Source organism: Thalassospira sp. HJ, assembly GCF_000948415.1.
Classification (GTDB): Bacteria; Pseudomonadota; Alphaproteobacteria; order Rhodospirillales; family Thalassospiraceae; genus Thalassospira.
Genome location: NZ_JYII01000021.1, coordinates 295,128 through 314,054 on the forward strand (window position 1 = coordinate 295,128; position 18,927 = coordinate 314,054).

Sequence of the window (18,927 nt, forward strand, 5' to 3'; positions counted from 1 at the left end):
CCTATGGATACGAAAAAAGGCGCCTTGCGGCGCCTTTTGTTTTGTTTGGTGATCCGGGTTAATCAGACCGTAAACGGGACGTCCTTGCCGGCGATAAAGGCATCAATGTTATCAAGCGCCCGGAAGCCCATGGCGTTGCGGGTTTCAACCGTGGCCGAGCCCAGATGCGGCAGCAGGAAGGTGTTTGCAAGGTCGCGATAGGCCGGTTCGATATTCGGTTCGCCAGCAAAAACATCGAGGCCTGCAGCGGTCAGTTTGCCTGATTTCAGGGCGGCAATCAGATCCTTGTCATTGACCACATCGCCGCGCGCGGTGTTCACGATGATCGCACCATCGGGCAGTTTGGAAATAAAGTCCGTATTGACCATGCCGCGCGTTTCCGGGGTCGACGGGCAATGCAGCGACAGGAAATCACAATGGGGCAAAAGGCCCTCGATGCTGTCGTGATAGGTTGCACCCATTTCCTGATCGGCGGGCAATTGGCGGCGGTTGTAATAATGGATATCCATATCAAAGCCGCGCGCGCGTTTGGCAACGGCCTGACCAATGCGGCCCATGCCAACGATGCCGAGTTTCTTGCCCGTGACTTGCGTTCCCATCAGATGGGTCGGACGCCAGCTTGACCAACTGGCGTTGCGGACTTCGGCCTCGCCCTCGCTTGCGCGTCGGGCGGCACCAAGGATCAGAAGCCAGGCGATATCAGCCGTGGCATCGGTCAGAACGCCCGGCGTGTTGCCGATAATCACACCCTTTTTCTTGGCGGCGGCCAGATCAATATGATCGGTCCCGACCGAGAAGGTGGCGACGATTTTGACACTGTCGGAAAGATGATCGAAAAACTCGGCATCAATCGGATCGCCGACCGAAACAAGGGCGGCATCCGCGCCATGACAGAGGGCGAGGATTTCAGCACGGGTCAGGGGATCGTCATCTTCCTGGGTTCGGATGTCGTAACTTTCGGCGGCGCGCTTTGCGACGGCATCGGGCAAGCGACGGGTTACGGCAAGAACGGGTTTCATTGTGTGTTTCTCCCTGAAGCGGTTTTGTTTTTAAGCTTTCAATGACCCTAGGGTCCGGACCTATTAATTTGGTGTGAATGGTTCACCGGATTTGTGCGGATACGCGAAGCAAAACCGCCGGAAGATATGCATCTTTCCAGGCTTTGCGACAAAGTAGCCCGTGCAAATCCGGTTAATCCGAAGGACAGACGTTATATTTGCAAACTCCTGCGTCAAATCCCTTGGCCGGGATACCGACCCGCCCGGCGGGCTTTTCCTTGGATTTCACAAATATAACGTCTGCCATTCAAATCAAATTAATAGGTCCGGACCCTATAGTAACTGCCCGACGGCCAGGCGGATACCGATAGATGTAATCACCAGCGACAGCAGGAAGTCGGCCAAAACAATCGTGCTGGCGGTCGGGATCGATACCGAAAGCGTTAGCTTGGCGATATAGACGCCATAAACCAGTGTCGCGATCACTGCGATAAAGACAAAGCCATCGGCCCCGAGCGCGGGGAACAAAACACCGAGCAGCAAGGCGGCCAGATAAAGCCCCATCTGAAGCACGCTTGCCCAGTTATAGACGGTGATAAACGCGATGTAGCGTTCGGCACGGCCCAGCATCGGAATGACGTGGAACATGATCAGCGGGAATGCGACCCATTTGATGACATAGGCGATGGTCTCGACCAGCATGTACCGCGTAGCCGGGAAACCTTCGGGCGCATCAAAGATATCGTTCCAGCGCAACAGGGCGAATGCCGGGAACACAATGGCGGCTGCGAGAAACGAGCGCCAGAACCCCTCAATCGAAAAGTTAAAAAATCCAAGACCTTGCGTGTCGCCACGGGCAAGACGCCAAGTGCCGTAAAGGGCGCGCAGGGTTTCGCTGGATGTACTCATCTGGGGCTGTTTTCCGGATTTTGGGGCAACTCTGATCCCGATTGTCTAGCAGTCTGCCAGACGAAGGGAAACAGCTTATCTCCGAATGCCGGTCCTTCACAAGGTGGGCTTGCCAAACGTCTTTTGATGCACGGCCATTCGGGCCTTTGGCGTGGAAAAGAGGTGGCGGGATCAGGATGACGGACAATACGGACGAAGAATATGCGTTGCGCTTGTCCTATCTTGAACAGACCGATCCCAACTCGCTTGCGGTCGCGCGGCTTTACCTTGAAATGGCCAGTAACCACACACCCGATCAGCGCGAAGCGGCATTGACCCTGTTTGATGCGGCGGATGCGATTTTCTCGCTGCATTTGCCGACCACACGCGATGCGGCGGTGGCGGGGTTGGCACTTAGCCTGAATAACCGGGCCGCGCTTGAGATCGAGGCAGGCGAATGGGAGTGGGCCGTTGATGCGGCCTGTCAGGCAGTCGAGCTGCGCCAGGATCGGTTGCGCAATTGCGTCGGGCGCAAGGATGATAATGAGCGGCTTGATCTGGGTTATTCACTGGCGGCACTTGTTCTGGCCCTGCAGGGGGCGGGGAAGCTTGATCTGGCGCGCGATGCGGCGTGCGAGGCGGTCGAGGTGCTTGGCAAATTTGCCGGCATGCGCAATCAGGATGCGTTTATCCTTCTAACCAAGCTGATTTGTATCTATGCCGATCTGTGTAGCCGAACAGATCAGTTGCCCGATGCCAGTGTGCTTATGCCACTGGCCAAGGCGTTTTACAGCATGCGTGGCAAGGGTTGAGAAAATGCAGAACAACGCAAAACGGCCACAAGGGATGTGCCCCTGTGGCCGTTTTGTATTGGGTTTGGAAGTGCCGCTTAGCGGGTGCTTGCGACCGACCAGGTCAGCGTCACATCGCCATTGGCCGGGACATCGATTTCCCAGCTGATCTGGTTGGGTTGGTCACGCTCGTGCTTGTGGCTTTCGGCGGTGACTTTCCAATCAACGGGGATGTCTTCACGGATGGTGACGGTTTCAACCCGGTCGCTGGTGTTGCGGATGGTCCATTTCAGATCCGCGCTGACCGCGTCTGGCAGGTTTGCACGCGCCTTGCGATCCAACGCGACCACATCACGCGTGCCGTTCAGATCACTTGCCCTGCCCAGACGCAAGGTCGCATCCTGCCCGATCGGGGTCAGCGAAATCATGTCTTCTGACAGATAGCCGGTGTCGCCTGCAGGCGTCTTGGCGTAGATGCGCACGATGCCATCGGGCCACGGGCTTCTGGCGTCTTTGCCGCCTTCGTTGGTGATGTCGATTTCAAGTTCGGGGCGAACGAACTTCTCGCCGTTGCGCTGCTCCATATTATAGACGCTGCTTGCGGCGGTGAAGATTGCGCGACGCTTGACCGGCAGAACCTGCGGGTCGAGCAACGGCAAGATCACCGTGTCGCCATCCTTCATCGAAAGTCCGTTAAACGGACCATAGACATGCAGGTTTTCAAAGCTTGCCCGTTCCGGCGCGCTTGCGGCCGATGCCCCGACATCGGCAACAGCCGACATCATCATTTCAGTACGCGCGGCCTTCACCATCGGTGGCTGCTGAACCCGGTTGGGATCGCCTGCCACCAGTCGCAAGGACGCATCATCATAGTCGCTGCCCGATGCGTTCATCACCTTGGCGATGGCGGTCAGTTTCAAGCTGTTTTCCGCGCGGTCGTAATAGGCGGTATAGGACGTGTTCCAGCCGATCCCGCCCAGAAGATAGGCCATCGAAACATGGTCAAGCGGTGCACCGGTTGCGATATCGGCATCAAGGGTCGGTGCGGTGGTAAAGCCATCGGGGAGTTCGGAAATGATCACCTGATCAAGGGCGACCCGTTCGATCCCGGCATCGGTTTCGACCAATGCCACATGGGTCAGGGCAACAAGGGTGCCTTCGATCAGGTCATCGTCACGACGAATGGTGACGGTTTTACCGATCTGATCGCGCAGCAAATCATCAAGGGCGTTTGAGCCGTTGTTGCGGTTGCGCAGCGATGACCAGACAAGATCGGCGTCCTTGGCGGTGCCAAGCAGGAAGGAATCATTCATAATCGTGCGCGGCAGGCCATCAATGCGAAGGGTGCTTTGGCCTTCGGGGATGGTTGCGTCACGCTGTTCGGTGATCAATGACAGATTGCCCGGATAAACGGTGAGCTGCAGGTTGGTGCGGTTATCGGCCGATAGTCCGACAGACGGGCTTTGCGCGCGGGCTGCCTCGATATCCTGTCCGAAAAATACCGCCGAGCCCAACAAAGCCGCCAGTGCGAAACGATTGCGCAATGCTGCAGACATTCCCGATCCCTTTTTATGATGGAGTGTATGGTCCTGTTTTTACGCTGCTACCTTTGCTTGAAAAAGTGGCAGGATCAAGGACATGTGGGGACGATTTCAAGAATGAGGCAAGCAGTTTGATCCCACGCGAGCGTGTTCGGGCGCGCACCAGACAGGTGCCGCCGCGAGGCCATGTTGCGTTCAGGGAAGGCGGTTGATCAGCCCAGGTCGTGATGGAACGAATAGCCGCCAGCTTCTGGCAGGTGATGCTGGTAGGCAGCCTGACGGGCGGTATCGAGAATGATCGGGGCGCGCAGATTAACCGACATGCTAAACGGACCGTCATCTGGCTTGTGCAGGGTCACGATCAGCAAAACCGCTCCATCATTTTTCTTGATGCCGTGAATGCCAAAGGCCTGTTCAAGATGTTCCGGGCGGATGGTGTCGCTTTCAAGGTTATAGGGGGCGACGATAAAGGCCAGTTCCGGTTCGGTCAGGCATTGCATCAAAAGAAAGGCACTGCCGCCTTCGCCCGGGAAGCTCGCAAGGGCAAAGACGTTGTGATCGGGGAAGCCCTTGAGACCGGCGGGGAAATAGATCGCTTTGTCCCAGGCAAATTCGCGTTCACCAAAAAGGGTGGTCAGTTTTACGGCGGACGGGACGGCATCCGTGGCCGTTGGGTTCGAGCCTTTCGTGGTCGCCATCGCGCCCTCCTGCAGATCCGGTTTCAAGCTTAACCAAGAATTATCCAAGCATTTTGGATTGGTATGCCCAAGATTCAAGGGTTTGGCAGACCGGAAGGCATTCTATCAGGCGTTTATTTAGCAGGCGTTAAAGAGAACCCCCACAGGTTCGCTAAATCCTTTGACCTGAATGGTTTGCGTCTGGCTGTAACGCGCCAGCAGGATCGGGGCGGCGATCGGGGCTTCTTTGCGTAGGCGGCTGGCGAATTGTTCGCTCATGACCGTGTCGCTGCCCAGTTCGCGGGTGGCCTTTTCAAGACGGGCGGCCAGATTGACCGTGGCACCAATGACGGCGGGTGTCACCGCCTCGCGCTGGCCGATATCGCCGACAACCGCCGGACCGAAATTAAGGCCCACGCCGATCTCAAGCGGGGCATCGCCATTGGCCGGATCTTTGGCCTGCCATTCGGCGACCTGGGTGATGATGGCCTGGGCTGCGCAAAGCGCGTTGGCGGCTGGATGTTCAAGATCATCGAAGGCGGCGAAACTCGCCATTACCGCATCACCAATATACTTTTCGACAATGCCGCCATAGGCGCCGATTTGCGATGTAGCGATCTGATGGAACTGGTTGAGAAAGCGCATGACTTCCTGCGGGTCGCGCTTTTCGGCAAAGCGCGAAAAGCCGATGACATCGGCAAACAGAATGACGCATTCGCGCCGTTCACCGACACGCACCGGTTCGTCACGATCGGCCAACTGATCGGCAAGGGCGGTCGGGAAATAGCGTGCAAGATTGCCGTGCGCGCGTTCGGACGCGGCCGACTGATTGATCAGAACGCGCAAACGCGAAACCATCACCGCACAGGCCAGCGTGAAGACGATGACAATGATCACCTGTTCGGCAAGCGCCGAGATATCGACAAATTCGGGCAGGTTGTAGGTATCGATAATTTCCTGCTGCGTCGGGTTCCATTCATCGCCGAAATGCTGGGATACGATGACGCCGGGCCGGGTCATCAGCCACCAGATTGCCCCGCACCAGGATACAAAGAGCCAGAAGCCAAACCACAAGATCAGGCGCGGTGAGAAGGTCATGATGATGATCGCCATCATGATCATGGAAAAGACCACGCCACGGTCACGTACGACAAAGCCATAAAGCCATGCCGGATGATCAAGCAACGGGTTCAGCGGATCAGGAACGACCGAGACATAGACGATCAGTGCCGCATCAATCACGGCGAGCAGATAGATCATCCAGTAGGCTTTGTCGCCGCGAAAGGCGACGAACAATTGTACGAACACGCCGGGGATGAACCAGGCGAGGACTTCGAGCAGGGTATAGAGCTTGCCGGTCGGGGAATCAGGTTTGCTAAACAGCAGCAGGATGAAAGCGAGAAGACAGATGCGCAGGAAGGCGACAAGCATCAGCCCGCGCTTTTCCTCGCGGGCGACCAAACGTTCAAACAGTGTATTCGACGGTTCAGTTTTTGACGGCATCAGCAAGAAGTTGTTTCAGCCCTTCGCTGTCCTTGATGACCAGACGACCGTCACGGCGCGTGATCATCCCCTGTTTTTCAAGTTCGCGGAGTTTCTTGTTCACCGCTTCACGCGTGACACCCAGCATCAGACCGAGTTCCTGCTGCGACAGGGGCAGGGCAATACGGATGCCTTCGGGATCCGGGCCGCCATGACGTTCGGCCAGCCACAGGATGCGTTTGATCAGGCGCGCCGTCAGATCCAGGAAATTGGCATCTTCAAGCAGGTCGCTTACCCAGCGCAGACGACGGCACAGAAGGGCCGTGATGTGACGGCGCAGCGGTGCTTCGCGGTCAAAGATTTCAAAGAAGTCATCGCGTGAAATGAAAAGGGTGCGGGTCGGGCCAACGGCACGCGCGGTTGCGGTGCGCGGTTCGCCATCAAGCAAGGCGATTTCCCCGAAAACTGCGCCGGGTGCGAGAACGTTCAGCACGATTTCCTTGCCGGTTTCCGAGACCGAGGAAATGCGAACCTTGCCGGCTTCGACCGCATAAAGGCCGTCTGCCGGTGCCCCTTTTTCAAACAGCAACTGGCCATCTTCAAGTCGGCGCACTGTGGCCTGGTTGGAAAGCTGTTCGAGCAGTTCGGGATCAAGATCCTCGAACAGGAAGCTGCCTGCCAGAATGCGCGAAGCGACTTTCGCAAGTTGCGGTGATTTTGGGCCGGTTACACTGTTCACGGAGTTCACTTTGAAAATGGTTTCGTTTCAAGGGACGAATCGAACGATTTGACTGCCAAAGTAGCACAATTATCCTGTTTTGCAGCAAGCTGTTTTACACTTGGCAGTTGGCAGATTTACCTGCGCGCATACCGTTCGAAGGCGCGGGGTTTGGCCAGATTCCTGATCTGTATGGTTTGAAATTCAGACAGCCCTCCCCCAAGCTTAGGCTTCTTAAAGCATCGCTTTTTGTCAGGAATTTGACGCTAAAACAAAACCATGGGTGGAGGTTTGTGATGCCAAGTGCAGGGTGCAAAGCCTTGGTTCGTGCGACTTTTGGCTAAAACATAGAACGTTTGACAAAATCTCCTATGTTTTTTAAATTATCCTAATTCCGAACAAGGACCGCACAAGAACAAGAGAGTCAAAAGCAACTTCGGTCTGCGGATGTCGTTTTAAACGGGAGGAAGTAATGAAGATGATTTCCAAGGGCGCCTTGTTTGGCGCCGTATCCATTGCTGCTGCGTCATTCGGATTTTCCGCGCAGGCAGCCGACGTCACCCTGAACTTTGCCCACGTTGACCCGGCAGAGTGGACCACCTCGAAAAAAGGTGCGGCGTCACAAGTCTTTAAGAACATTGTCGAAGCAGAATCCGGTGGCCGTATTGAGGTCGGACTGTTCCCGGCTGGTGCGCTGGGCGGTGAAACCGATCTGCTGCAGAATACCCAGGACGGCACCCTTGCCATGTCGATGGTTTCCGGTCCGTTCTCCAAGGTTTGCCCTGAGGCAGCCGTTCTCGATATTCCTTATGTTTTCCCGAATGCCAACGTGGCCTGGAAAGTTCTGGATGGCGGTTTCGGTGAAGAGCTTGCTGCACACTGCCTGGAAAAAACCGGCCTGCGTACGCTTGCATATGGTGAAACCGGTTTCCGTAACTTCACCAACTCGCAGCGCGCTGTTGCCGAGCCGAAAGACATGGAAGGTCTGAAAATCCGTGTCATGACCGTTCCGCTGTTCGTGGAAATGGTCAAGGCACTTGGTGGTGATCCGACCCCGATTCCGTGGCCGGAAGTTCCGACTGCACTGACCACCGGTACGGTCGACGGTCAGGAAAACCCGATCAGCGTGATCTATGCCAACAAGTTCTATGAAATGCAGAAATACCTGACGCTTGACCGTCACGTATATGGCACCGACTTCATCGTGATCAACGAAGCAACCTATCAGAGCCTTTCGGAAGCTGATCAGGCACTTCTGCGTCGCGCTGCCGGTGTTGCATCGAACGTTGGCCGTTCGATTCAGCAGTTCAACTCTGCCGAAGGCGTTGCCAAGCTGGCAGAAGAAGGCATGGAAGTGACCACGCCGACCGCCGAACAGCTCAAGATGTTCCGTGATGCGGCACAGCCGGCTGTGATCGAATGGCTTTCGGGCCAGATCGATGCGGCCTGGATTGAAAAACTGCAGACTGCCGTTTCTGAAGCTGAAGCTTCGATGTAATCGGTCTTTGGCGGGTCGGGTGCTCCTCCTTGCACCTGACCTGCCCTTTTTTCCCGCCACCGTGCTTTTAAAAGCATAATAATAATTTTCAGAGTGATCCGGGGGAACCCATGCAACGCACCGAGAATGCGTTTAAGCGTTTGCTCGCCGGGCTTTCGGGGTTGAGTATCCTCGTTGTCTTCGGTGTTGTTTTTGCCGGCAGTGTCAGCCGCTATCTGTTTTCTTCCCCGCTGCAATGGAGCGAAGAAGTCGCGAAATACGCGATGATCTATGGCTGCATGTTTGGTGTGGCTTATGCCTATCTGCAGGGTACCCAGATCACCTTCAGTATTGTCGTTGATACCATTCCCAAACGTATCCGTCGCAAGCTCGCAATCATTGTTGATGCCGCGACGCTGGTTCTGGGCAGTATCCTTGCCTATGCGGGCTATATCTTTGCCGCCAAGCGCGGTGGCATTGTTGCATCGGGTATCGGCATTCAGATGTATTGGGCGCAAATCGCGATCACCGTTGGTGGTGTTTGCCTGGCGATTGCCGCCATTCTGCGCCTTGCATCCTACCTTGATCAGAATTCCACCGGGGGTGAGGCATGATTACCGGCGTTACCCTTTTGGCCCTGCTTGCGATCGGGGCACCGGTGGCCTTTGCCATCGCCCTTGCACTGGTGGCCTATATCAGTACCGGCACGTTCGGCCTTGATCTTTTGCCGCAGCGTATTTTTGCCGGTATGGACAGCTTTACGATCCTTGCGATCCCGTTGTTTGTTCTGGCGGGCGAGCTGATGAATGCCAGTGGCATCACATCGCGCGTGATCAATCTTGCCAATGCGCTTGTCGGGCACGCCAAGGCAGGTCTGGCACAGGTCAATATCTGGTCATCGGTGATTTTTGCCGGTCTTTCGGGCTCGGCCGTTGCCGACACTTCGGCGATCGGGCGTATCTTTATTCCGTCGATGGAAAAGGAAGGCTATCCGCGTGACTTTGCCGCGGCCCTGACAGCGGCATCGTCGGTCATTGGCCCGATCATTCCGCCGAGCATTCCGGTGATTATCTACGCGCTGATCACGACCAATGTGTCGGTTCCGGCGCTGTTTTTGGCCGGGATTGTACCGGGTGTTTTGCTGGCGATTGCGTTGTCGGTTTATGTGCGCTTCTTTGTAAAAACGCACGCCAAGCCGCGCGAACGCATGAATATGGGCGAGAAGCTCAAGGCCGTCTGGAATGGTCTTATTCCGCTGTTCATGCCGGTATTTGTTATCGGGTCGATCCTGGCGGGGATTGTTACCCCGACCGAGGCGGCAAGCTTTGCGGTGTTTTATGCCCTGATCGTTGGTTTGTTCGTGTTCCGCGAACTGAAGCCGGGTGATTTGCCGGGCATCTTTTCCGGTGCGATGCGCGATTCATCGAGCATCCTGATCATCATGGCGACGGTGGCGGCCGCAAACTGGTTCATGACCTTTGCCGGCATCCCGCAGACCATCAGCAAGTTCGTTCTGGGCTATGTCGATAGCCCGGTCACCTTCCTGATCCTGATCAACCTGATGCTTTTGGCGGTTGGTCTGGTGCTTGAAGGGATTGCCGCGATGCTGGTTCTGGTACCGATCCTGCATCCGATTGCCATCAGCCTTGGCATTGATCCGACCCATTTCGGGATCATCGTGATCTTTAACCTGATGATCGGCCTGATCACGCCGCCGATGGGGCTGTGTCTGTTTGTTGCGGATGCGGTGGCCGGGGTCGGGATGGCTAGAATGATCCGCGCCATCATGCCGTTCTTTATCGTCGAACTTCTGGTGTTGCTGATCATCACCTTTGTTCCGGGCATCGTTACATTCCTGCCCGATCTGTTTGGATTTTAGGATACCTGTCCATGTTGAAACTCGGTCTTATCGGTAAAGGCATTTCACGTAGTCAGTCGGCACGGCTGCACGTGTTGGTGGGCCGTATGTGCGGTATGGATGTCACGTACGACTATCTCGACAGCGATGTGATCAAGGATTTTGACCTGATCAAGCAGCTGACCACCTGTGCGGAAACCGGCTATGCCGGGGTCAATGTGACCCACCCGTACAAAACAAGCGCGCGCAAACTGATCACCCCGCGCAAACGCCTGCCCGAAGTACTGGGCGCGGTGAACACCGTTGTCTTCCGTGAAGATGGCTGGCGCGGGGATAACACCGACTTTGTTGGCTTCATGCGCGGCTATCAAAAGCAGTTTGGCGATGCCAAACCGGGCACGGTTTTGCAGATGGGTGCTGGTGGTGTTGGCTTGGCAACCGCCTTTGGCCTACGCGGGCTTGGTGCGGACAAGATCCTTATTCATGACAAGGATGCCGCGCGTGGCGATGAGTTGGTGGCAACCCTTGTTGCGGCCAATGCCGATGCGGTCTTTGTCGGTGAAGATGATCTTGCAGATGCGGTGCGTACCGCTGATGGCCTGATCAACTGCACGCCGGTTGGGATGAACCAGTATCCGGGGTGCCCATTTGATACCGATCTGTTTGGCGGCCAGAAATGGGCGTTTGATGCGGTTTATACGCCGGTCCAAACTGCATTCCTGCGTGCAGCAGCCAAATCGGGCATCGAAGTCATGACCGGCTTTGAACTCTTCTTCTTTCAGGGTATTGAAGCATTTGAAGTTTTCAGCGGGGCTGAAATTGATGCCGACGCTGCGAGGGAAGAATACTTCAATGCCTATCCTGAGGCATTGACGGGGTAGGTTTCAGACCCGTTCTCATTATTGTATCGGCAACAGTTATGACAGTGAAATACAAGGAAAAACCCGCAAAGCGGGGTCAGTCCCCGGTTAAGGGTTATGATGCGGTAGAGCGCTGTCATAACTGTTGTCCTTCGGATCATCCAGATTTGCACGGACTGCTTTGTCGTAAATCCTCGAAAGATGTATATCTTCCATCGGATTTTCTTCGCGCATCCGCACAAATCTGGATGACCGATGCAACAATGAGAACGGGTCTGAAACCTTAGGGGCGAAGCATGAGCAGCAGCACAGTTGCCGAGACAGTTTATAACGAAATTCGCGATGACATTTTGTATGGCGAATTGCAGCCGGGCGTGAAGCTTAAGCTTGAAGCGCTGCGCGAACGTTATAGCGTCGGGGTCAATACGCTGCGTGAAGTGCTTAACCGTCTTGTGGCGTCTGGCTTTGTGTTTGTCGAAGGCCAGAAGGGTTTTCGCGTTGTCGAAACATCGCCGTCCAATTTCATGGAATTAACGGCGATGCGTTTGCTGCTTGAACGTGACGGTCTGGCGGCTTCGATCAAGCATGGTGATGTGGAATGGGAAGCCCGCGTGGCGGCCGCCCATCACAAGCTGGCAGCCGTGGAAAAGCAGATGCTGAACCAGGATAGCCGCGATCTGACCGTGCGCTGGAGCCAGTATGACCGTGAGTTCCACCAGGCGCTGATTTCAGCCTGCGGGTCGAACCTGCATATGCGCCTGCACCACGAGATTTTCGATCAGTTCCGCCGTTATGTGGTGATCGAACTTAAAACCCATGGTTTCCGTGCCCAGGAAATCATCGATGAGCATCGCGAAATCTGTGAGCTGTCCCTGGCACGGGATCTGGATGGCGCGATTGCCAAACTGACTGACCATATCGAAACCTATCGGCGGCGTTCACAGCATTGATCGGCGCGCGGGGTAAACCCCGCGCATTCGATCATCCTTCTGTGAATGTCCCGGTGCCCCACATGCATCCCGGAGGGATAAAATGCTGACCTCAATTGCCACAGTTTCACTGTCGGGCGATCTTCAGGAAAAACTCGACGCCATTGCCGCCGCCGGCTTTGATGGGGTCGAGATTTTTGAAAATGACCTTCTGTCCTTTGACGGATCGCCAGAAGATGTTGGCAAGACGATCCGTGATCTGGGTCTGAAACTGGTCACCTTCCAGCCGTTCCGCGATTTCGAAGGCATGCCCGAACCCCAGCGCACCCGTGCGTTTGAACGGGCCGAGCGCAAGTTTGACCTGATGGAAGAACTGGGCACAGACCTTTTGATGGTGTGTTCGAACGTGTCACCGCATTCACTGGGCGGATTGGACCGTGCGGCCAAGGATCTGGCGGAGCTTGGTGGTCGTGCGGCCAAACGCGGGCTTCGCGTGGCGTTCGAGGCACTTTCATGGGGCAAGCATATCAGCGACTATCGCGATAGCTGGGAAGTGGTGCGCCGTGCCAATCACCCGAATGTTGGCTTGGTTCTTGATACCTTCCATGTCATGGCGCGCAAGGTGCCGCTTGATGCGATTTCATCGATCCCCGGCGACAAGATTTTCCTCGTTCAGGTGGCCGATGCGCCAATCCTTGAAATGGATGCCCTTTCCTGGAGCCGCCATTTCCGCTGCTTCCCGGGGCAGGGGGATTTCCCGCTTGATGAGTTCATGCGCAATCTTGCCATGACCGGTTATGACGGGCCGCTTTCGCTTGAGATTTTCAATGACCAGTTCCGGTCCAGCTCGACCAAAAGTGTGGCCAAGGATGGCCTGCGGTCGCTGATCTATCTTGGGGATGGCATTGAAGGTGTTCAGGTCGGCGAAAAGGGAACGGCGCTGCCGCCCAAGGCGCATGCCAAGGAAGTCGGATTTGTCGAGTTCGCAGTCGAGGAAGAAAACGCCGAAAAGCTCGCGACGCTTTTTGCAGCCCTTGGCTTTGAAAAACGCGGCAGCCACAAATCAAAGGCGGTTACCTGGTGGAAACAGGGTGACATCAACCTTGTGATCAACTGCGACAAGGATGGCTTTGCGCATTCCTATAACATTGTGCATGGCCCGTCGGTTTGTGCGGTGGGGCTTAAGGTCGATGACGCCAAGGCAACCATGAACCGTGCGCAGTCGCTTCTGGCTGCACCGTTCAGTCAGGCGGTGGGCGAAGGCGAAATCGAAATGCCGGCCATCCGGGGTGTTGGCGGCAGCCTTGTTTACTTCCTTGATGATCATAGCGAGTTGTCACGTATCTGGGATGTCGAGTTCGAACCCGAAAAGGGCGCGGATTCTGATGGCGGCAAGGCGAAGCTTCGCAAGGTCGACCATGTTTCATACTCGATGCAGTATGAGGAAATGCTGACCTGGCTTCTGTATTTCACTTCGATCTTTGATCTCGGCAAAATGCCAACCCTTGATATTCCTGATCCGGGCGGGCTTGTGCAAAGCCAAGTCGTGCAAAGCGATGCCGTACGTTTGATCCTTAATGGATCGCAAAGCCCGCACACCCAGCACTCCCAGTTCCTCAATGAATTCTTTGGAAGCGGCGTGCAGCATCTGGCTTTCTCAAGTGATGATATCTTTGCGTCAGTGGACTACTGCACGGCACATGGCGTCGAGGTTCTGCCGATCCCGGAAAACTATTATGACGATATCGAAGCGCGTTTCGGGCTTGAACCGGAACTGCTTGATCGTTTGCGTGCACGTAATATTCTCTATGATCGTGACGATGAAGGTGAATATTATCAGGTCTATACGCGTACCTTCGCCAACCGTTTCTTCTTTGAATTGGTGGAGCGTCGCGCGTATCGTGGCTTCGGAGCGGCAAATGCGCCAATCCGGCTGGCATCCCAGACGCGGATGAACCGCCGCAAGTGATGCGGTGATGTGACCACAAGGCCCAAGCGCATAAAGGCGGGAAACAAGGAAATGAGCGTGCAGGAAATTCTTGTCATTAACGGACCGAACCTGAACCTTCTGGGGCAGCGGCAGCCGGAAATCTATGGCTATGACACATTGGCCTCGATCGAGGAAAAATGTGCAGTGCTTGCCAAGGAGCTTGGCGTTTCGGTGCGGTTTGGCCAGTCCAACCACGAAGGTGCGATCATTGATATGATCCACGAAGCGCGCGAGAAATCAGCCGCCCTGATCATTAATGCAGGCGCCTATACACATACCTCTATCGCCATTCATGACGCGCTCAAGACCTTTGAGGGCTATATCATCGAACTGCACATTTCCAACCCGCATGCGCGCGAGGAATTCCGCCATACCAGCTGGATCAGTTCGGTCGCCGATGCAGTGATGGCCGGTGCCGGTGCCTATGGCTATGAGCTGGCAACCCGTCTTGCGGCAGAGAAAATCAAGGCTGCCTGATCTGGGTTATATTTACTTCATCATGAACTTGGTTTGCCACTATATTTTGGCGTAAAACGGTTTGAATAATTGCGACACGTGATTGGTGAGATCACAAGAAAGGCGGCCATTGGCCGCCCTTTTTATTGTCTTAAAGGTCTGGTGATCAGACCGAGCTTCGCGAGCGCAGGGCGGCGGCCAATGTGCCGTCATCAAGATAATCAAGCTCGCCCCCGACCGGCACGCCATGGGCAAGGCGGGTGACCTTGACGCCGGTCTCCATCAGCCGTTCGGTGATGTAGTGTGCTGTGGTCTGGCCATCGACCGTGGCGTTGGTGGCAAGGATCACCTCAGTCACGCCATCTCCGCGCACGCGATTGACCAACTGATCGATCTTAAGATCATCCGGGCCAACACCATCAAGCGGTGACAGGGTTCCGCCCAGCACATGATAGCGCCCCTTGAAGGCGGCGCCGCGTTCAAGGGCCCAAAGGTCCTGAACTTCCTCGACCACGCAGATGATATCCGAACTACGGTTCTGATCGGCACAGATATGGCAGGGATCGGTGACATCGATATTGCCGCAATTGGAACAGGTCGTCATGACCTCGGCCGTGGCATGCAGGGCATCGGCCAGCGGGATCATCAGCGTTTCGGGTTTCTTGAGCATCTGCAAAACCGCACGCCGTGCCGAGCGCGGCCCAAGGCCGGGCAGGCGTGAAAGCAGCTTGATCAGATTTTCAATTTCCCGTCCGGTCATGTTCATTTTGAGTTCTTATATCAGTGTATCTATCTTATGACGTCTTCACCGCTAATTGTTTTAATTCTCGGTGTTTGAATTTTCCCGCCCGATGTAATCCGCGGGCGACGTTTGGGCATCAACACATCCGCTAGCTTCAAGGTCTATTGTGCTTCGGAACTCTAAGTCCTCATACAGCTGGTCATAGATTTTAGAAGAACCAACTACTGCAAGGGCAAATTTCATTACAGATTTTGGCACATAGAACAGTCTCTTTTTTTTGCCAAGTTTTGAACGAATTCCTGCTATCAACTCTTGTGAAGAATACGGTATAGAATCTGCAGCTATTTCAATGCCTCTGGCTTCTATGACGTCTTCACAAATTTTTACAACCAAATTCGCAACTGTGTCGACAGCGATCATAGACCGTTTGTTTTTTATGCCTGCAAATGGGAGTGGGACAGACGTCTTAGAAATTTTCGAAAGAAGACCAAAGTTTCCAGGTGCATCTGCCCCGTACACCAATGGTAGTCTTAGTAATGAGACATTGATTCCATTGATGTTGCTGTGGCTCAAAATATAATTCTCTGCATTATATTTTGAGCGAGCATAAACGGATGTAGGATTTTCTGAGTCTTCAATAGAAATTACATGATTAGATGAGTTTTTTCCATAAACGCCAATAGTGCTTAGAAAAATAAATTTTTTAATGCCAGCCTCTAGGCATTTGTTGAAAAGAATCTTTGTCGCTTCATAGTTTAGCCGCAAAATTTCGCTGCTATCGTTGCATTTGTTGTGTGCAACGGCTGCAGCGTGAATGAAAACATCGATATGTTTGAGTTTGTCAGAGTCTAAATTTGAGACATCTGATAGGTCGAAGTGGATGACATCTTCCTCTTGATCTCTGACAGGATCACGTTGCAATCTGAAAACATTGTGCTGCGCATTCTGGCACTTCTCCAAGATTGATGTGCCACAAAATCCTGATGCTCCAGTCAATGCAATATTTAGTGTCATTTTGATAACTCTACTTAAATCAATGTGATTAATTCAATTCTCAAAATAGTTTAATAAAATTATACGATATAAATATCTTAATTGTTCTGATAATTCAGAAATCAAAAAGTAAAGTCATAGATATTGATTTAAATGTAGGTGAAACTGCGAAGCGATACGTATCCCAAAGTGTCCTTGTGGCGCTATGTTTTGTCTTGGTTCGTGTTATTATTTTTTCAGCACGTAAAAAGCAGCCGAGCCATACTGCTGGCCCGGCTTAGAAAAAAATGTTTCACCTGAAGATCAGAACGGCAGCTTGAAGCCTTCCGGCAGGTTCATGCCGCCGGTGACGTCTTTCATCTTTTCCTGAACAGCAGCCTCGACCTTGACCTTGGCGTCGTTATAGGCGGCAACGATCAGGTCTTCGAGGACTTCGGTGTCTTCGGGGTCGACAATGCTTTTATCAAGCGAAAGGCCGCGCATCTCGCCTTTGCCGTTCAGCATCACCTTGACCATGCCAGCACCAGACTGGCCTTCGATTTCAAGTTCAACCAGTCCTTCTTGCATTTCCTGCATTTTGGACTGCATCTGCTGGGCCTGTTTCAGCATCCCTGCAAGGTTCTTCATAGCTCGTCGTCTCCTTCGAGATAAAATGCGTCGTCATATACGGAACCGCTTTCGTCCTCTTCACCCTCAGGATTTTCCTGTCCGGGTGGCAGGTGGACGGCCACGATTTTTGCTTTGGGTAAACCATCAAGAATGGCCCGGACCAGCGGATCTTGCGAGGCATCTGCCTTGCGCTGTTCGAGGGCTTCAAGTTCCTGTTCCTTAAGGGTCGGTGCGCCTTCTTCACGTTCCGACACGCTGACCAGCCAGCGATGACCGGTCAGGCCATTGAGCGTCTTGATCAGTTTGGTCGAAAGATCCGACCCGGCCCCGCGGGCCGGGCGAAATTCGATGCGACCCGGTTCATACTTTACCAGATGCATATAGTTTTTGACCTGCATGGCAAGACCGGTGGTTTCGCGGTCCTTGCCCAGCAGTTCGGCAACTTCTTCAAACGTTTCGGGCATCTTGGCATAGACAGGCTGTTCGACCTGTTCGGGTTCGCCAAGCGGGTCCGGGCGGCGATGCGCGACGGCGGATGCACCGCCACCATTAACGACCTGCATGCGTGGACCTGGGCCGCCGCTGCCGCCACCATTTCCGCCGCCTTGGGGCGCACCGCCGCCATTGCCGGCATTGTTCATGTCCTGACGGAGCTTCTTGATCAGGTCACCCGGCGGCGGCATTTCCGCAGCATAAGCCAGACGGATCAGGATCATTTCAGCAGCCTGAATGGGGGACGGCGCAATGCGCGTTTCTTCAAGGCCCTTAAGCAGCATCTGCCAGGCGCGGGTCAATTGTGGCATGGCAAGCTTGGCTGCAATTTCCTTGCCGCGTTCGCGTTCGATCTGCGACACGCCCGGATCATTGGCGGCATCGGGTGAGAGCTTCACACGGGTCAGCCAATGGGTCAGGTCGAGCATATCCTGCAGCATGACCGGCGGATCGCCGCCAAGAGCATATTGCGCGCCCAAAAGTTCAAGGGCCTCGTTGATTTCGCCTTTCATGGTGAAATCAAACAGATCGAAAATGCGCGAGCGATCCGAAAGACCGAGCATGTCACGCACTTGCTGGGTCGTGACCTTGCCAGCACCATGCGAGATCGCCTGATCAAGCAGGCTCATGCCATCACGGACCGATCCATCGGCCGCACGCGCGATCAGGGTGACGGCTTCTTCTTCGATCTCGGCATTTTCGAGCCCGGCGATGCGGGTATAGTGGGCGGCCAGTTCGTCGGTCTGCACGCGACGCAGGTCAAAGCGCTGACAACGTGACAGGACCGTGATCGGAATTTTGCGGATTTCGGTGGTGGCAAAGATGAATTTCACATGCTCTGGCGGTTCTTCAAGCGTCTTGAGCAGCGCGTTGAACGCACTTTTCGAAAGCATGTGCACTTCATCGATGATGTAGATCTTGTAGCGCGCCGAGGTCGGGCGATAACGCACCCCTTCGATCAATTCGCGAATGTCATCAACACCGGTCCGGGACGCCGCATCCATTTCCAGCACATCAACATGGCGGTCTTCGGCAATCGCGCGGCAATGTTCACAGACACCGCAGGGTTCGATCGTCGGGCCGCCATTGCCATCCGCGCCAATACAGTTGAGCGCACGGGCAATGATACGCGCAGTCGTGGTTTTACCAATCCCGCGCACCCCGGTCAGGATGAAGGCATGTGCCAACCGGCCGCTTTCAAGCGCGTTTGACAGCGTCTTGACCATCGGCCCATGGCCGATCAGTTCATCAAAGGATTTCGGGCGGTATTTGCGCGCAAGAACCTGATATTCGCTTTTGGCTCCAGGTTCTGGGGTGGCGACGGGTGCGGTTGTTTCCGCAACGTCAGCAGACTTGGCTGACGGTGTCTCACCTTCTGGCGCAGTTTCGCTCGCGGTCTCGATCTGATCGCTCATTCATCCGGTCC

Annotated in this window: 18 protein-coding genes; 8 read left to right on the forward strand and 10 right to left on the reverse strand. The window is 54.7% G+C overall.

The features are described 5' to 3' along the window. Window positions 1–62: 62 nt before the first annotated feature. A complete protein-coding gene (locus UF64_RS19140) occupies window positions 63–1,019 on the reverse strand; it encodes a D-glycerate dehydrogenase (RefSeq protein ID WP_044830186.1) in 957 nt (318 codons plus the stop codon). A 312-nt stretch (window positions 1,020–1,331) separates the two neighbouring features. Further along, window positions 1,332–1,907 carry a hypothetical protein gene (locus tag UF64_RS19145; RefSeq protein WP_044830187.1) on the reverse strand — a complete coding sequence of 192 codons (576 nt, stop codon included), beginning with the start codon at window positions 1,905–1,907 and terminating at the stop codon, window positions 1,332–1,334. 176 nt (window positions 1,908–2,083) lie between these two features. Between UF64_RS19145 and UF64_RS19150 the strand changes: the two genes are divergently transcribed. After that, window positions 2,084–2,698, forward strand: coding sequence for a hypothetical protein (locus UF64_RS19150; RefSeq protein WP_044830188.1), 615 nt, complete (start codon window positions 2,084–2,086; stop codon window positions 2,696–2,698). 77 nt (window positions 2,699–2,775) lie between these two features. On the opposite strand, the gene UF64_RS19155 is transcribed toward UF64_RS19150, so the two are convergent. The 4 genes from UF64_RS19155 to UF64_RS19170 form a co-directional block, all read right to left on the reverse strand. After that, window positions 2,776–4,233, reverse strand: a complete 1,458-nt coding sequence (locus tag UF64_RS19155) for a DUF4139 domain-containing protein (protein ID WP_044830189.1) — start codon at window positions 4,231–4,233, stop codon at window positions 2,776–2,778. Between the two features lie 197 nt (window positions 4,234–4,430). Further along, window positions 4,431–4,916, reverse strand: a complete 486-nt coding sequence (gene fliW, locus UF64_RS19815; RefSeq protein WP_152630735.1) for a flagellar assembly protein FliW — start codon at window positions 4,914–4,916, stop codon at window positions 4,431–4,433. Window positions 4,917–5,033: 117 nt separating this feature from the next. Then, window positions 5,034–6,398 (reverse strand): adenylate/guanylate cyclase domain-containing protein, encoded by a 1,365-nt coding sequence (locus UF64_RS19165; RefSeq protein WP_044830190.1) that lies wholly within the window; start codon window positions 6,396–6,398, stop codon window positions 5,034–5,036. Further along, complete coding sequence (locus UF64_RS19170) at window positions 6,382–7,116, reverse strand: Crp/Fnr family transcriptional regulator (RefSeq protein WP_044830191.1); 735 nt, start codon at window positions 7,114–7,116, stop codon at window positions 6,382–6,384. The genes UF64_RS19165 and UF64_RS19170 overlap by 17 nt, the downstream gene beginning before the upstream one ends. A gap of 451 nt (window positions 7,117–7,567) precedes the next feature. Between UF64_RS19170 and UF64_RS19175 the strand changes: the two genes are divergently transcribed. From UF64_RS19175 to aroQ, 7 genes are all read left to right on the forward strand, one after another. After that, entirely contained in the window at window positions 7,568–8,593 is a 1,026-nt protein-coding gene (locus UF64_RS19175) for a DctP family TRAP transporter solute-binding subunit (protein WP_044830192.1), read from the forward strand. Between the two features lie 110 nt (window positions 8,594–8,703). Continuing rightward, on the forward strand, window positions 8,704–9,186 hold the full coding sequence (locus UF64_RS19180; protein WP_044830193.1) for a TRAP transporter small permease: 483 nt from the start codon (window positions 8,704–8,706) through the stop codon (window positions 9,184–9,186). Next, a complete protein-coding gene (locus UF64_RS19185) occupies window positions 9,183–10,451 on the forward strand; it encodes a TRAP transporter large permease (protein WP_044830194.1) in 1,269 nt (422 codons plus the stop codon). The genes UF64_RS19180 and UF64_RS19185 overlap by 4 nt, the downstream gene beginning before the upstream one ends. 11 nt (window positions 10,452–10,462) lie before the next feature. Then, window positions 10,463–11,311, forward strand: coding sequence for a shikimate dehydrogenase (locus UF64_RS19190; protein WP_044830195.1), 849 nt, complete (start codon window positions 10,463–10,465; stop codon window positions 11,309–11,311). Between the two features lie 275 nt (window positions 11,312–11,586). After that, complete coding sequence (locus UF64_RS19195; RefSeq protein ID WP_044830196.1) at window positions 11,587–12,240, forward strand: GntR family transcriptional regulator; 654 nt, start codon at window positions 11,587–11,589, stop codon at window positions 12,238–12,240. Between the two features lie 82 nt (window positions 12,241–12,322). Then, window positions 12,323–14,188 (forward strand): bifunctional sugar phosphate isomerase/epimerase/4-hydroxyphenylpyruvate dioxygenase family protein, encoded by a 1,866-nt coding sequence (locus UF64_RS19200; RefSeq protein WP_044830197.1) that lies wholly within the window; start codon window positions 12,323–12,325, stop codon window positions 14,186–14,188. A 51-nt stretch (window positions 14,189–14,239) separates the two neighbouring features. Beyond that, window positions 14,240–14,686 carry a type II 3-dehydroquinate dehydratase gene (gene aroQ / locus UF64_RS19205; protein ID WP_044830198.1) on the forward strand — a complete coding sequence of 149 codons (447 nt, stop codon included), beginning with the start codon at window positions 14,240–14,242 and terminating at the stop codon, window positions 14,684–14,686. Between the two features lie 145 nt (window positions 14,687–14,831). On the opposite strand, the gene recR is transcribed toward aroQ, so the two are convergent. The 4 genes from recR to UF64_RS19225 all read right to left on the reverse strand — a co-directional run bounded on the left by recR (window position 14,832) and on the right by UF64_RS19225 (window position 18,916). Next, window positions 14,832–15,425, reverse strand: coding sequence for a recombination mediator RecR (gene recR, locus UF64_RS19210; protein WP_082049924.1), 594 nt, complete (start codon window positions 15,423–15,425; stop codon window positions 14,832–14,834). 60 nt (window positions 15,426–15,485) lie between these two features. Beyond that, window positions 15,486–16,421: an NAD-dependent epimerase/dehydratase family protein gene (locus UF64_RS19215; RefSeq protein ID WP_082049910.1), complete on the reverse strand. Its 936-nt coding sequence runs from the start codon at window positions 16,419–16,421 to the stop codon at window positions 15,486–15,488. 282 nt (window positions 16,422–16,703) lie between these two features. Further along, entirely contained in the window at window positions 16,704–17,027 is a 324-nt protein-coding gene (locus UF64_RS19220) for a YbaB/EbfC family nucleoid-associated protein (RefSeq protein WP_044830201.1), read from the reverse strand. After that, a complete protein-coding gene (locus tag UF64_RS19225) occupies window positions 17,024–18,916 on the reverse strand; it encodes a DNA polymerase III subunit gamma/tau (RefSeq protein WP_044830202.1) in 1,893 nt (630 codons plus the stop codon). Before UF64_RS19225 ends, UF64_RS19220 begins: the two co-directional genes overlap by 4 nt. Window positions 18,917–18,927 lie beyond the last annotated feature (11 nt).

Excerpts from the sequence above, each read along its gene's own strand:
- UF64_RS19195 (WP_044830196.1), top strand. The coding sequence starts at position 11,587 with ATGAGCAGCAGCACAGTTGCCGAGACAGTTTATAACGAAATTCGCGAT.
- UF64_RS19155 (WP_044830189.1), bottom strand. The coding sequence starts at position 4,233 with ATGTCTGCAGCATTGCGCAATCGTTTCGCACTGGCGGCTTTGTTGGGC.
- recR (WP_082049924.1), bottom strand. The coding sequence starts at position 15,425 with ATGACCGGACGGGAAATTGAAAATCTGATCAAGCTGCTTTCACGCCTG.
- UF64_RS19180 (WP_044830193.1), top strand. The coding sequence starts at position 8,704 with ATGCAACGCACCGAGAATGCGTTTAAGCGTTTGCTCGCCGGGCTTTCG.
- UF64_RS19215 (WP_082049910.1), bottom strand. The coding sequence starts at position 16,421 with ATGACACTAAATATTGCATTGACTGGAGCATCAGGATTTTGTGGCACA.
- UF64_RS19225 (WP_044830202.1), bottom strand. The coding sequence starts at position 18,916 with ATGAGCGATCAGATCGAGACCGCGAGCGAAACTGCGCCAGAAGGTGAG.
- UF64_RS19165 (WP_044830190.1), bottom strand. The coding sequence starts at position 6,398 with ATGCCGTCAAAAACTGAACCGTCGAATACACTGTTTGAACGTTTGGTC.
- UF64_RS19140 (WP_044830186.1), bottom strand. The coding sequence starts at position 1,019 with ATGAAACCCGTTCTTGCCGTAACCCGTCGCTTGCCCGATGCCGTCGCA.
- UF64_RS19175 (WP_044830192.1), top strand. The coding sequence starts at position 7,568 with ATGAAGATGATTTCCAAGGGCGCCTTGTTTGGCGCCGTATCCATTGCT.
- fliW (WP_152630735.1), bottom strand. The coding sequence starts at position 4,916 with ATGGCGACCACGAAAGGCTCGAACCCAACGGCCACGGATGCCGTCCCG.
- UF64_RS19200 (WP_044830197.1), top strand. The coding sequence starts at position 12,323 with ATGCTGACCTCAATTGCCACAGTTTCACTGTCGGGCGATCTTCAGGAA.
- UF64_RS19220 (WP_044830201.1), bottom strand. The coding sequence starts at position 17,027 with ATGAAGAACCTTGCAGGGATGCTGAAACAGGCCCAGCAGATGCAGTCC.
- UF64_RS19145 (WP_044830187.1), bottom strand. The coding sequence starts at position 1,907 with ATGAGTACATCCAGCGAAACCCTGCGCGCCCTTTACGGCACTTGGCGT.
- UF64_RS19185 (WP_044830194.1), top strand. The coding sequence starts at position 9,183 with ATGATTACCGGCGTTACCCTTTTGGCCCTGCTTGCGATCGGGGCACCG.
- aroQ (WP_044830198.1), top strand. The coding sequence starts at position 14,240 with ATGAGCGTGCAGGAAATTCTTGTCATTAACGGACCGAACCTGAACCTT.
- UF64_RS19150 (WP_044830188.1), top strand. The coding sequence starts at position 2,084 with ATGACGGACAATACGGACGAAGAATATGCGTTGCGCTTGTCCTATCTT.
- UF64_RS19190 (WP_044830195.1), top strand. The coding sequence starts at position 10,463 with ATGTTGAAACTCGGTCTTATCGGTAAAGGCATTTCACGTAGTCAGTCG.